This window comes from Paenibacillus sp. FSL R5-0341 (assembly GCF_037975235.1).
Lineage (GTDB): Bacteria > Bacillota > Bacilli > Paenibacillales > Paenibacillaceae > Paenibacillus > Paenibacillus amylolyticus_A.
Window position 1 is genome coordinate 5,295,423 of sequence record NZ_CP150241.1, and the last position, 13,809, is coordinate 5,309,231.

General features: G+C 49.6%; 7 protein-coding genes. All 7 read right to left on the reverse strand.

Going from position 1 to position 13,809, the window contains the following annotated elements:
- Position 1: 1 nt before the first annotated feature.
- Complete coding sequence (locus MKX75_RS23735) at positions 2-3,154, reverse strand: beta-galactosidase (protein ID WP_339167110.1); 3,153 nt, start codon at positions 3,152-3,154, stop codon at positions 2-4.
- Entirely contained in the window at positions 3,151-4,470 is a 1,320-nt protein-coding gene (locus tag MKX75_RS23740) for a glycoside hydrolase family 125 protein (RefSeq protein ID WP_339167111.1), read from the reverse strand. The genes MKX75_RS23735 and MKX75_RS23740 overlap by 4 nt, the downstream gene beginning before the upstream one ends.
- A gap of 288 nt (positions 4,471-4,758) precedes the next feature.
- Positions 4,759-7,965 carry an alpha-mannosidase gene (locus MKX75_RS23745; protein WP_339167113.1) on the reverse strand — a complete coding sequence of 1,069 codons (3,207 nt, stop codon included), beginning with the start codon at positions 7,963-7,965 and terminating at the stop codon, positions 4,759-4,761.
- Positions 7,966-7,969: 4 nt separating this feature from the next.
- Positions 7,970-10,324, reverse strand: coding sequence for a glycoside hydrolase family 3 N-terminal domain-containing protein (locus MKX75_RS23750; protein WP_339170572.1), 2,355 nt, complete (start codon positions 10,322-10,324; stop codon positions 7,970-7,972).
- Positions 10,325-10,360: 36 nt separating this feature from the next.
- Entirely contained in the window at positions 10,361-11,281 is a 921-nt protein-coding gene (locus MKX75_RS23755) for a carbohydrate ABC transporter permease (RefSeq protein ID WP_062837930.1), read from the reverse strand.
- Between the two features lie 24 nt (positions 11,282-11,305).
- Positions 11,306-12,235 (reverse strand): ABC transporter permease subunit, encoded by a 930-nt coding sequence (locus MKX75_RS23760; RefSeq protein ID WP_036605780.1) that lies wholly within the window; start codon positions 12,233-12,235, stop codon positions 11,306-11,308.
- Between the two features lie 77 nt (positions 12,236-12,312).
- A complete protein-coding gene (locus MKX75_RS23765; RefSeq protein ID WP_076333162.1) occupies positions 12,313-13,785 on the reverse strand; it encodes an ABC transporter substrate-binding protein in 1,473 nt (490 codons plus the stop codon).
- Between the last annotated feature and the right edge of the window lie 24 nt (positions 13,786-13,809).

Here is a 13,809-nt window from a genome sequence, read left to right on the forward strand (position 1 = left end):
TCTAGTTTACAATCTCAACCTCATCCGGGCGATACACGCCATTCAGCTTTCCGGAAGCATCTGTGGCAAAAAGAACCGAACGATTTTTCTCCAATTGGAACGAGTACGATACACCTGTACGTTGATCTCTTACGTGAACCTCATGGTTCAAGGCAAACTCCGATACGAATACATAGAGATTCCCTTTTGGAAAACTCAGCTTCCGCCCGTAGATTCCTGCGACATCCCCGCCAGATATCCATTCCAACTCCTGTTCGATGCCAGCAATCTCAGTGGCATAACGATACAATTCAGCGAGTGGTTCATCCCGTCCGTTTAACTCGAGCGGCAGTGGGGTCCAGATTAATTGCCCTTTGCCCAAAGGCAGAACGTGTACTTCATCTGGTGTACCATTATCGCCATGAAGCAACGTCTCCTTCGCTACCTCGGCGATACGACGCCGTCCATAGGTCACCCGGTGATTCACGCCATTAATATTCAGCAATTCCTCCCGCTGCACGTTACCCAGACTGCGTTTGCCTACGATATGATCGGCCCGGTCACTTGTTTTCCAGTATGCGTCCAGTCCCAGTGGTCCGGTAATCAGCAGACTCGTCCCTTCCTTCTCGGCGAACGTGAGCAATTGATACAGTGCAGCGCTGTCCATATTGTGCGGACTCGGTACGATGATCAGTTTCGGTGGCTGCTGCTCCAACGCTTCCAGATGATATTCGGATAACGCACGGAACGGCAGTTTCAGATCATAGGACATCACACGGGTCAGCTTCGTTGTCGCATCATAGGCCAGGGCACGGTTGGAGAAGTCATTGGAATACGGGAACACCACTGCAATATCCTCCAGCTGGCGGTCTTCAAAGAGATCACGAATGCCATGCATGAATCGGCCAAAATCATAAGACACATCCGCCTCTGGCTTCTCCGTACCATCTGCACGAAGGGCTCCGATATGAGACTCATTGGCATTATCCATATAAAAGTTGGTGTTCCAGATCCATTGCACCGCTCCTGCACCGCCTGTCGAGAAAGCATAGGCGTACTTGCGTTCGAGAATGCCACGAAGCTCTTCCTCCGTACGCTTGGCTCGCCCATCGGGGGTTTCCACGTACATGATGCCCGTCTCCTGAATGAGATTGGGCTTATGAGGCGTTTTGGCGAAAATACCGTCCCAGATCAGATCATCATTCAACCACCAGGAATGCACGGTTGTGTAGTCCACTTCACGTTCATAGAAGAAAGGTGAAGGACGCTGCGCACCAAGGGCTTCATCCTGCCCCACGGTAACCAGATGATTCGGTACCAGATCCTTGATCGTACCTACAAGCTCTCTAGCCCAACCATTGTGCATCTCCATAGAGAAGAGACAGTAATCAAGCCAGCGCGTTCCTTTTTTGGCCTTGTGCATGTCCTGTACATCAAAATTAATCTCTTCCGGCTCCGGGATCACCGCGGCTGCAAAGTTGGGAAGCTGCTTCGGTGACATGTTCCATGCCTCCTGCAACGCTTCAATCGTCTGATGCCGCTGCTCAAGCCAAGCGATATAAGCCTGCTGTTCATACAAATCCCTCGCCGAGCGTGGGCCAGCTGAGAAGATACGCACCGGATCAAACATCGATGGCTCGTTAATCAGATCCCAGTCCACATGCGTTGTGTGCGTGTGACGACTGACAATGCTTCGGATGAAACGTTTCTGTGCCTCGACACTCTGCGGGTCCAAATACGGATTCGTGCCTTCCCATGTCTCCGGTGTAAAGGAGAAAAAGGTGAATGTGACCTGCAAGCTGTGGCGTTTCGCCGTTAAAATAAAGGCATCAATGGCACGAAGCACATCCTCTGCCATATGTCCGTCCACCTGCATCATGTTGCGATAGGCGGTCCAGATTCCCGTGCGAATCCAGTTGATGCCGGCTTTTGCCATCTGAGCCATGTCTCGATCCCAGACATCCGCATTGGGCAGAAATAAAAATTTCCGTGCCACATCCGAGGTCATGTAGGTCATACCCACAACAGGCAGAGGACGTCCATCTTTTACAAAATAGTCCCTGCTGCGGGTAATCACTTCCCCTTCTGCCAGCAATGCGGCATCTTGTCCCCAGAAGCCTTGACGCAAGGTTCGAACTTCTCCATCAGGTGCCTGCGCGTGGCATACGATCAGATACAACCCACTTTTAATGGAAACCGGGAGAAGTATACGTTCGAAACGCTGCTCACCGGAAAGTTCCATCTCTAGTTGATGGCTCCATACCGTTTCCGTCGTGCCACTTGTGCGATCCTCATGCTCGACCGTTATGTCGAATGTCCACAGCTCAGACGTTGTACGCCTGCTGCCTGCACGCTGTAAAATCTGGCCTTGAAGTGTAAGTACAGCCCGTTCATCTGGATCATACGAAGCGTAATTCGTTTTCAGGGATAACTCGGTTACACCTTGCGCACAGAATTGCGCCCACTTTACAATCTCGACAGCACCATCCTGAGTCCAGAATGCGGGGGTCAGCGGCAGATGCACAAACATCCAGCGTGAACCAACAAAAGTCCCGCGGGAGTTTTCCCACAGAACGACCGGAGCGGCGATGCTGCGTCCATCCTTGCTCATGCCACGAAGTAATGGATAAATCTGCGTACTCATGGGGCCGGATGAACCCATCTGGTGAGGCAGATCACTTGTTTTGGTTGTATGTGGAACCAGATTCCATGTATCTGAAATCTCGAAAATCCCCTCTTTACCAGCAAGAAGCGGGATATATTCAGATGACGTGTACGATTGCACGTTGGCAGCAGATACGTTCAATGCCTCATGGATATAGAGTTCCTGATGATACGCGGTCTGCTCTGACTCTACAACCCATGCCTCATTTTCATATCGAACCGGACGTTTGAAGGGTGCACCGCCAACACTGATCAGGCTCCCTCCCTGATGCAGATAAGCTGCAATCTCCATCCATGCGGATTTGGGGAAATAGGGTGCGTGCAGATTCACTAGACATCCTTCACCTGCTGTAGCGTTCAAAGCCTCTGCAAGTTCATCAGCGTTTACAACAGTGATCTCTTCGACTGCTTTCCATGTATTCAGAGCCTGCTCCGTTGGAAAAGCGCCATCCACTGGAAACGCAGGATCAGCGAAGATAATCAGCTTTTTATTATTAGGTTGGATACTCATAACAGGCCATCCTTCATGGATCTATAGACCAACTGGGAGAACAGGCTGTTGGACCATGCAAACCATTTACGTGTAAAAATCGTCGGATCATCGGCATGGAAGCCTTCATGCATATAACCTGTATCTGCATCTGTCGCTTCAAGCATGCGAATAATCTCCAGTTTCTCCTCGGCAGACTGCGCAGTCAGTCCTTGCATGGACAAGCCCATATGCCAGATGTAATCGGGCGGAGTGTGCGGGCTACCGATTCCTTTGGCAACCTTGCCCTCATAATAGAACGGGTTCTCTTTGCTCAGAGCAAAGCGGCGCGTATTCTGGTAGATCGGATCATCCGCTGTGACGTAACCCAGATATGGAATGGACATGAGTCCCGGTGTACCCGCATCGTCCATGAGACAGTGGTTGCCATAACCGTCCGTCTCGTACGCATAGATCGGTCCAAATTCGGGATGACGATAAATACCATACAACTGAATGCCGTGATCCACGTCCTGCTCCAGATCCTTCAATTCCTGCAAGAATTCCATATCCCGGAACACCCACTCGGCAAACTCCTGCATCTGACGCAGAGCGACAACCGCGAACATGTTGCCAGGGATATTGTAGTGGAAATCGCAAGCATCATCACTGGAACGGAAGCCGGACCAGATCATGCCCGTGTAATTGACTGGCATACCTTTTCCGTGATTGCGCAGGGAGTCTGTTGGGATACCGTTATTCCGAGTAAAGCGATATGGAGATTGTTCCATGTGATGCTGTTCGACTTTGAATAGATCCACGATTTTACGCATCGCTGCCTTGAAGCTGGAATCAAAAATATCGGTCAGCTCGGTTTCCTTCCAATATAGATAGGCCAGGCGTACAACAAAACATAATGAGTCAATCTCAAATTTGCGTTCCCACACCCAAGGTGACATCTCGGTCTCGTCCGTGGTGTTCCAGTGCCAGTCGTTCGCTGTCTCATTGAAGGCATTGGCATACGGATCAATGTGAACATACTGGATATGACGTTTAATTAACCCGCCAATAATGCGTTGCAGGTCCTCGTCTTCTTTGGCAAACGGAATGTAATGTACCACCTGCTCCACGGAATCACGCAGCCAGGAAGCCGGAATATCTCCTGTGATAACAAAAGTCGTACCGTCCTCCATCAACTTCGTTGTTGTTTCAATGGTGTTAGGAAAGCAGTTTTTGAATAATTGAAGCAGCTTTGGTCGGTGAGCCAGTTTCTGTTCCGCTTCTTCGAGCACGGCCTGAATGGATTGTGGCAACGCGACGGGCGGCATTGGTATTTTGGGTAATCTGAACTGTTCCATGGATGAGTGCAACTCCTTAAACAAATTGAATGGTGTAGCTATAAAGAAACAAAAAATTTACACAGGACCACTGCGCGGTCAGAAATATCCTCCGATCGCTGTTATCCCCAGATTTTTTTGATTCCCTTTTCTAAAGGGTAAAATCTGAGGATAGGGTATGCTTCCGATGTAGCTTTCTTTCAGAAAGCTTTGAGGCGAACGCTTCGCTTCTTCTGGTTATTTCTGTCCTCTCCGTTAACGTGTGAATAAAGAGCTGGACATATATAGCTCGAAATATTTCAAAAAGGTTTACCGCAGTAGCACGGTTTGTATTTGGTAAGGTCTAAAAGATAGTGTAATCTGGCCATGGGTATGAGCCAGTGGTTGGACCGGTTCTTCCAGTGCGTTAGAGTGATAGGCTTGCTCAAAGGCATGCGGCCATTGCAATGTGATGTTTTCGCGTTTGCCTGATGATTCATAGAAACGAAGGACTGTTCCGTGCCCATCCTCTGCCATTTTGACCGTATCGAGAATGACGTGATTACTATTAAAGTTAATCCAGGAGCCTGTTGCTGGGCGTACAGGTGCGGCATTTGCATTTGTGGTTGCAGTTGGATCGCCTTCGGCTCCTGCGCTTTGTTGTACTTGATCCCTCTGCCCCATCTGTTGTACCTGCTCCGTCTGTTGCCCTTGGTTCACCTGCTGTACCGTCACCTCATGATTCAGTTCGGCAGCCTGACGTACGGTGTGTGCAGTTCGCCAGTCTCCGTCATGTGGGTATAGGGAATACGTGAATTCATGTTCTCCCAGATCAGCCGTGCGATCCGGCCATTTGGGTGCACGAAGTAAGGACAAACGAATCGTGCTTCCTTGCACGTCGTACCCGTACTTGCAGTCATTGAGCAGGCTCACGCCGTATCCGTATTCGGACACGTCCGCGAAGCGATGTCCACACACTTCATACTGGGCTTGTTCCCAGCTTGTGTTGCGATGCGTCGGACGTTCCAGTGCACCAAATGGAATCTCAAATGTCGCTTTGGAGGTCACCACATCAATTGGGAAGCCAACTTTCAGAAGTTTGTGATTCTCGTTCCAGTTCACCTGTGTCTGGAAGTCAATTCGCCGTGAGTCATGATAAAAGACGATATCTTGTGTGATCACCGATTGATGAAGCTTCCAGCGGAAGCGCAATACATCCTTCGTTGTACCCGCCAGCACCAGCTTTTTCTCCAACAGCTCCACTTCGCCAGCAATCTGCTCTTCATAACGACTGTCGATATCCCATGCATCCCAGAGCGTCGGACGATCATGGAAGAAGTGAAGTTGATTGCCCCGTTCACCCGGCTTCAACATCTCACGCTCTGCGGTTTTATCCCACAGGCGGATGATCTCCCCACATTCATTGAACTGCACATGATATAAGGCAGTATCCCATGTATCTTTAAAGGTTGGTTGTGCGGCAAGGTTCTTCATTTCCCGTACATTCGTTTCCCTTGTATTTTCCGGTACCAGCCAAATCGTTTTATATCCAAACGCAGGTATGTCTGTCACGAGAATGGACATGCTGCCATCCTCCCGATCCATTCGCAGGCGCTGGCCTTCTTCATCAATCCCGTAGCGATCAAAGCCATCCTGCACAGGAAGTTGAACGACTGCACTCCGTTTCCAGCCCAAGCTGTTGAACACAACATAGGCCACGGAACCTTCTGGCCCCTGTGTGTTGATACCGGTTGTTAATGCTGCAACGCCTTGACTCAATCCAGTTCTACCCAATTCGAATACCTGTACATATTCCTCATTCGAAGTGACGTAGGATTCCGTAATCGCCGATCCCGGTATAATATCGTGGAATTGATTCAGCAAAATTAATTTCCAGCCGTCATGCAGCGCTGAACGCACTTGAGCTTCGGCGTCCGTCTCCATATCTGGTTGAGCGAGTGTATTCCACAGCTCAGCTTCACGATACAGAACCTCCGCTTTCCGATTGTTGCGCTTGTTACGCGCATGTGTCGTGTAGGTTCCCCGGTGTAACTCCAGATACAGATCACCATGCCACTTCGGAAGTACAGGCTGTTCTTTTTCGATTCCGGCAAAGAAAGCTCCAGCTGAGCTATATCGACTTGCAGGCTGCCCAACCATCAGGTCTGCGCGATCCACATACTCCAGCATCTCGCGTGTTACCCCGCCTCCGCCATCTCCGTGTCCGTATAGAAGCATATGCTCCGGATGAGCCGCTTTCTCACGGTAGGACTGCCAGTGATCATGAATGTCCTTCGGCAACGTATGCTCGTTAACACCATGATTGAGGTAAGACAGAATTGGTGTGCCGTCAATGCCCACCCAGTGGAAGAGATCGTATGGAAATACATTCGTGTCATTCCATCCGAGCTTCGTCGTCATGAAATATTCCACATTGCCATGCTTCAAAATCTGCGGCAAGGAGGCACAGTACCCAAACGTATCCGGTAGCCATTCAATCTGTGATGTTTTGCCAAACTCCTCCATATAGAAACGCTGACCATATAACATCTGGCGAATCAGGGACTCCCCACTCGGAATGTTCAGATCAGGCTCAACCCACATGCCGCCCACCAGTTCCCAGCGGCCTTCTACAATCCGCTGCTTCACCCGCGCGTACAGCTCAGGGTCATGCTCTTTCAAAAATGCATATAACAAAGGTTGGCTTTGGGAATACACATAGTCGGGATATTCATTCATGAGTGCATCCACGGTGGAGAAGGTACGGCTCGTTTTGCGTACCGTCTCACGTACAGGCCACAGCCAGGCAATATCAATATGGGACTGTCCCACCATATGCTCCAGACCTTCCACGTTGCCGCCAATCTCACGCACATGATGCTTCAGATTATTCTCAATCTGACGAATACCCTCTCCCTGCTCAATCTCTTCTGCTGACATGCCTACAAATTGATCCATCGCACGATACACCAGTTCTAACAGGCGAACCCGCCTGAAGTCACTTTCGGGCAGCAGCACAGCTGAATCACGCACAATAATAACGGTGTACATCAGACTGCGAACCGCTTCATTGGGTCTCACCAGCAGGCTCGTAATTGATGTGATCGGCGGCTGAATAACCGCCTGTTGATTCAACGGGTCTACAGGTTCAGGTACCGGATCAAACATCTCAATCTCAAGTTCCGGAGTGGTTCCGACTTTGGATGGATCGAGTGTGACGTAGGTATGATTGCGGTCAAGTCCCTGATAGGAATGTCCATTCACCCGCAGCAAACCTTCGCCTCCGGTTTCAAATACAAGTCCATAAGGTGCTTGCTGCCATGTTGTAGGGACCTCCAAACGTGTTCTAAAGAAATAAGTCGTTCCCTGTTTGCTCGGAAAACGCTCAAAATCTTGCCCTTCCGGGTACTCACCCTGATTCTCATACTGTCCTGGCACATTATAATAAGCGCGGGTAATGTCCCAACTGCGCAGTTGTAATTGCTCCAGCCACTGATGTTCGGACAACTCGCGAATAAATCGTCTGATACGTTCCAAAATCTTACGCCTCCCTTACAATCAGTTCGGCCATTTGCGTATCGTTTACGCTGCTGCCGATATGAATATGGAATTGTCCCGGTTCAACAACAGGCTTCAAGTCACGACCAATATACTGCAGCTGCTCGGCCCCGATGTGGAATTCCACGATCTGTGTTTCTCCAGGCTTCAGGTTCACTTTCGCAAATCCCTTAAGTTCCTTGGCGGGACGAGTCAGCGAACTGACCACGTCAGATATATACATCTGTACAACCTCTGCACCTGCATAACGTCCAGTATTGGTCACATTCACCGATACCGTAACCGTATCACCAGCTGTCATAGACTCAGCACTCAGTTTCGGTTCGCTGTACTCAAATGTGGTATAGCTAAGTCCGTATCCAAATGCATAACGTGGCTCTAAATCCTCTTCCAAATACCTTTTGCCGCGGGAACGTTTGCCGTTATAGTAGATCGGTAACTGACCAACATGCTTCGGAATGGAGATCGTCAATTTACCCGATGGATTCACATCACCGAATAGAATATCTGCAATGGCATGCCCGCCCTCTTGACCCGGATACCACGCCTCCAGAATTGCATCGGCATGTTCATCTACCCAAGGCTCAGTGATAGGACGACCATTGATGTACACAACGACAAGTTTCTTGCCGAGCTTATGAATCTCCTGAATGAGCTCCAGCTGTACTCCGGCAAGACCCAACGTCATCCTGTCGATCCCTTCGCCGCACTCCATATCATTCCAGGAGTTATCGGACACATTGGAAGCACCCGTCTTAAGATCAATCGTTCCTTCTCCAAAGTCACGTGCACTGGAACCGCCAACCACGATAATGACCGTATCCGCTTGACTGGCAACTTCGATCGCACGCTCGAATCCTTCTTTCGAATCACCTTTGATCCGGCAGCCTGGTGCATATAACACCTCATCCATACTGCTGTCACCACTCAAAGGACCAACAGAACTCTTTTCCGTTTGCCCTTCCACATGATTAGCCAGCTTACTGCGAATCCCATCCAGTACCGTCGCCACTTTCGACTTCGGTTGCGGAGACGTGTAATCACCCAGTTGATTGTAGGCCTGATCCGCATTGGGACCAATGACGGCAATCCGACCCACATTTGCTATCGATAGAGGTAACGTGTCAGCCTCATTTTTGAGAAGTACAACGCCTTCCGCAGCCAACTGTCGTGCCAGCTGAACATGCGCTTTACTGCCAATGACTTCTGCTGCACGATCGGCATCCACGTAAGGCTGTTCGAATAAGCCCAGTCTGAACTTCAACGCCAGCACGCGAGAGACAGCCTGATCCAGAACCTGCACATCAAGCTTGCCTTCTGTTAACGCCTGCACCAGATATTGCCCGAACATCTCACCGGACATCTCCATATCGATGCCTGCTTCAATCGCCTGTATGGAAGCTTCCATTCCATCTGCCGCGACATCATGCCCACTTGCCAGCATATTAATCGCACCACAATCCGTAATGACCAGACCGTCAAAGCCCCAATCCTTACGCAAAACATCTTCCAGCAGTTCCGTATTCACGGTGCAAGGTGTGCCATCAATTTCGTTGTACGCTGGCATGATCGACGCAGCCCCAGCTTCCACCGCTTTACGGAATGGATACAGATCCACTTCCAGCAGTTCGCGCCAGCCCATATGTACAGGTCCTGCATTGCGTCCACCTTCCGAGCTGCCGTAACCTACAAAATGTTTCAGCGTTGCCGCCACTGTATCTCCACGGTCGAGACTTTCACCCTGAAGTCCTTCCACAGATGCAACCGCCAGTTCTCCTATGAGATACGGATCTTCCCCGAAGCATTCCTCCGTACGTCCCCAGCGCGGATCACGCACAACATCCAATACCGGAGAATAGGTGACCGCACCACCTTGGGCACGTGTCTCCCGTGCTACTGCCTGGCACATCTCCCGATACAGATCCACATTCCAGGTGCTCCCCAGTAAAAGGGGGACAGGATATACCGTTCCGTCAATGGCCATATGACCATGCGAGCACTCTTCCCCAATCAGGATGGGAAGCCCCAGTCTGGAATGCTCCACCGCATAGCGTTGAATCAGGTTAACCGCCTCAGCGCCTTCTCTGGCGGATAGTCCATTTTCCAGCGTCACGCCAGTCCAAGGGTCTGCCCGAAGCGCACCGTAAAGGGAGCCGATGCCCCCATTTTCCACTTGCTGCTTAAAGGATTCATTTAACGTGATGTTCCCTTGATCATTCGTATAGGTCTGCCAGCCAAATGGCTGCGTAAGTTGGCCTACCTTTTCTTCCGTCGTCATCAGGCTCAACAGGTGTTGTACCCGTTCTTCTATGGCTTTGCTTTGATCCTTATAAGTCATCAATCTGCATCTCTCCCATCCTATAGCGTGATCCGGCTATTCTTTGACAGCGCCCACCGTCAGACCTTGTACGAAATAACGCTGGAAGAACGGATAAGCGAATATTATCGGCAACGTGGCAAGCACTACCATCGCCATTCGGGACGTATCCTGCGGAATGGACTGCATGGCTGCCAAACTCATTGAACTGTTAGCAGAGTTCTGCTGGATAAACTGGATGCTCGACTCAATCCGCATCAGCATGGATTGCAGCGGCACCAGATTCGGATTATCAATATATAAGAGTGCGTTGAACCAATCATTCCAGTAACCGAGTGTACTGAACAACCCGATGGTTGCCAGCCCTGGCAAGGAGAGTGGAATCACGATTTTCATAAAGGTATAGAACTCACCGGCGCCATCAATCTTCGCCGATTCAATGACTGCATCCGGTACACTGGTGGAGTAGAATGTACGCAGGATCATAATATAGAAGGCATTCATCGCCAGCGGCAGAATCAGTGCCCATAACGTATCTTTCAACCCAAGGAGCTGGGATACGACCATATAGGTCGGAATCATCCCGCCGTTGAACAACATCGTCAGAATCGCAAAGATGGAGAAAAATCTCCGGTATCTGAAGCTCTTGCGGGAAATCGCATACGCGTACAGCGACATGAGAATCAGACTGATGATGGTACCGAGTACCGTCACCAGAATGGTCACTCCATACGCCCGCAGCAGCGTGTCCCCACTCTGCCAGACAAACTGATATGCCGCGAGACTCCATTCTGCCGGAATCAGACGATACCCATCACGGGCCAGTGCTTTCTCGTCCGTAAACGAGATGATGACTACAAATATAAAAGGAAATACACAGATCAGAGCGAATAGACCGGCGATGATGTTCATGATCACGTTCCAGCCGCTGGATACGTGGTGGAAGTCACGTTTTTTAACAAGCCCTGCTTGAGCCATAGTGGTTCACTCCTTTCCCTTGTCCTAGAATAGGCTACTGTCTTTATCGACTTTGCGCACAACATAGTTGGAGATAATAACAAGCACAAAGCCCACCACAGATTGATACAATCCGGCAGCAGTACTCATGCCAATCTCACCGCTCGTTTTCAAACCACGATATACATACGTATCAATAACATTTGTCACGGAATATAACGTACCCGAATCCCTTGGCACCTGATAGAACAGTCCAAAGTCGGCATAGAAAATGCGGCCTACGGCCAGCAAGGTCATAATTGTAATGATGGGTGACAGCAACGGAATCGTAATATTACGAATCTGCTGCCACTTACTTGCTCCATCGATCATGGCTGCTTCGTAGAGCGATTTATCAATCCCCAGTATGGAAGCCAGATAGACAACGCTGCTATAACCGATGGTTTTCCATAACGCTACGAATACCAGAATATACGGCCAATATTTTGCCTCGGAGTACCACTGAATCGGTTCCATCCCGAACCAGCCGATGATCTGATTCAACATCCCGCGGTCCATGCTCAGGAAGCTGAATGCGAAGTAACCAACGATAACCCAGGAAAGGAAATACGGCAGGAACATGCCCGTTTGATACAGTTTGGCGAGTCGTTTATTAACCAGTTCCGAGAGCAGGATTGCCAATGCCACAGCAAATACCAGTCCCAGGAAGATAATGGCGATGTTATAAAAGAGGGTGTTGCGTGTAATGAGCCATGCATCACTTGTGCTGAACAGGAATTTGAAATTGTCCCAGCCTACCCATTCACTCTTCATCAGACTTGCCCAGAACCCTTCACGGCTGAAGCGATATTCTTTAAAAGCAGCCACGGTGCCCACGAGTGGCAAGTAGGAGAAGAAGAAGAACCAGATGGCGCCTGGCAGCACCATGAGCAGCATGACTCGGTTTCTAATCAGGTTTTTCAAAAATGTAGTCATTATGGAGATCCTCCTTCAGGCTTGAATGAAAAAGGACCGGACGCGATAAGCAGCCGCCCGATCCTTACGATGTACCGTTACTTGTTTTCCGCTCTCCAGGCATCCAGCTGGCTTTGGGCTTCAGCCATTACTTTCTCCAGTCCGGCTTGATTGAACTTCTCAATCACTTGATCCAGATTAGTCGCCGGGTCCAGTGTACCTGTCATCAGTGCTGCCCAATATTGCTCTTTCACGTTCTGTACCGCCGTCAGTTCAGCAGATACATTGCTTGCATCGAAGTTGAAGCTGAGGATCGGGGAATTGACACCTTCAGCATTGAACTTCTTGAACTCATCCCATTTGTTGTCCGGGTCATTGCTGTTCAGGAAGAGCAGCATGTTATTCCCCAGGGAGTATGAAGGCATATCGTAGTTTTTCGACTCAGGCAGATTCTCCATATGTGTGTCATCCACTTTTTTGTAGTGTGTACCCTCGATACCGGAATCCACCATATTGCGCAGTACAGGATCTGTATTCAACAGGTTCAGGAACTCCATCGCTTTCTCCGGATATTCCGAGTTGGCCGAGATCGCCATGATGGAGCCTTGTACAGATGTATTCGTGATGATCGCATCACTGGCTGGAGTCGAAACGACTTCATAACCATAACTTGCAGACCATTGATTATCTGCGAGCGGCTGAGTCTGTGCACGATCCAGGAACCAGTTACCCGATGTTGTCAGGTCGTTCGTGGAACCTGTTGTTGCCGCTTCTGCCGATACATAACCGGCTTTGTAGTATTTGTGCATTGTGGTGAGTGCTTCTTTCATTTCAGGTGTTTCCAGGATGTTCACGAGCTTATAATCTGTTGTATCCAGCTTGATTGCCATTGGCAGATTCTGAATGACATAGTCATATGGCACGTAAGGAACATAGTTCTTATCCATGGCAAATGGTGTTACACTCGCCTCGTTTTCCTTGATCGTTTTGAGCAGAGGCTCCAGACTGTCTAACGTACGAACGCCAGAGATGTCCAGCTTGTATTTATCAACCAGCATTTGGTTAAAGCGCCATACCTCTTGTTGAGGCAGCTCTTTGTTGGCTGGAATTCCGTAATTGTGTCCATCTACCTTCGAACCGCTGAGGAATGCAGGATCAATGGTCTTGGTGAGATCTTGACCGTATTCGGTAAGCAAGTCATCCAGTTCAAGGAACGCACCTTTTCTTGCATTTTGTACATAATCGAATCCACCCGAAGAGGTGAACAGAATATCCATTGGCTCACCGGATGCTACGTTAACCTGCATCTTCTGCGGGTAGTCACCCCAGTCAACCATCTTCATCGTTACCGTGGCATTAATTTTCTCTTTGGTATACTTGCTGACTTCTTCCATCACTTTGTTGACGTCTTTCTGAGGGGTACCGATGGTATACCAGATCAACTCGACCGCGTCATCTCCCGCTCCTCCGGATTCTGAAGCACTTTTGCTTCCTCCACAGGCACTAAGAACAAGCGTAACGGCCATTAACAATGCAAGAACGAGTGAGAAGCGTTTTCTTTGTTTACTCATTTCTTTGATCCTCCCTTTTCGTGG

Coding starts and splice junctions, on each gene's coding strand:
- MKX75_RS23765 (WP_076333162.1), bottom strand. CDS start 13,785: ATGAGTAAACAAAGAAAACGCTTCTCACTCGTTCTTGCATTGTTAATG.
- MKX75_RS23735 (WP_339167110.1), bottom strand. CDS start 3,154: ATGAGTATCCAACCTAATAATAAAAAGCTGATTATCTTCGCTGATCCT.
- MKX75_RS23755 (WP_062837930.1), bottom strand. CDS start 11,281: ATGGCTCAAGCAGGGCTTGTTAAAAAACGTGACTTCCACCACGTATCC.
- MKX75_RS23740 (WP_339167111.1), bottom strand. CDS start 4,470: ATGGAACAGTTCAGATTACCCAAAATACCAATGCCGCCCGTCGCGTTG.
- MKX75_RS23750 (WP_339170572.1), bottom strand. CDS start 10,324: ATGACTTATAAGGATCAAAGCAAAGCCATAGAAGAACGGGTACAACAC.
- MKX75_RS23760 (WP_036605780.1), bottom strand. CDS start 12,235: ATGACTACATTTTTGAAAAACCTGATTAGAAACCGAGTCATGCTGCTC.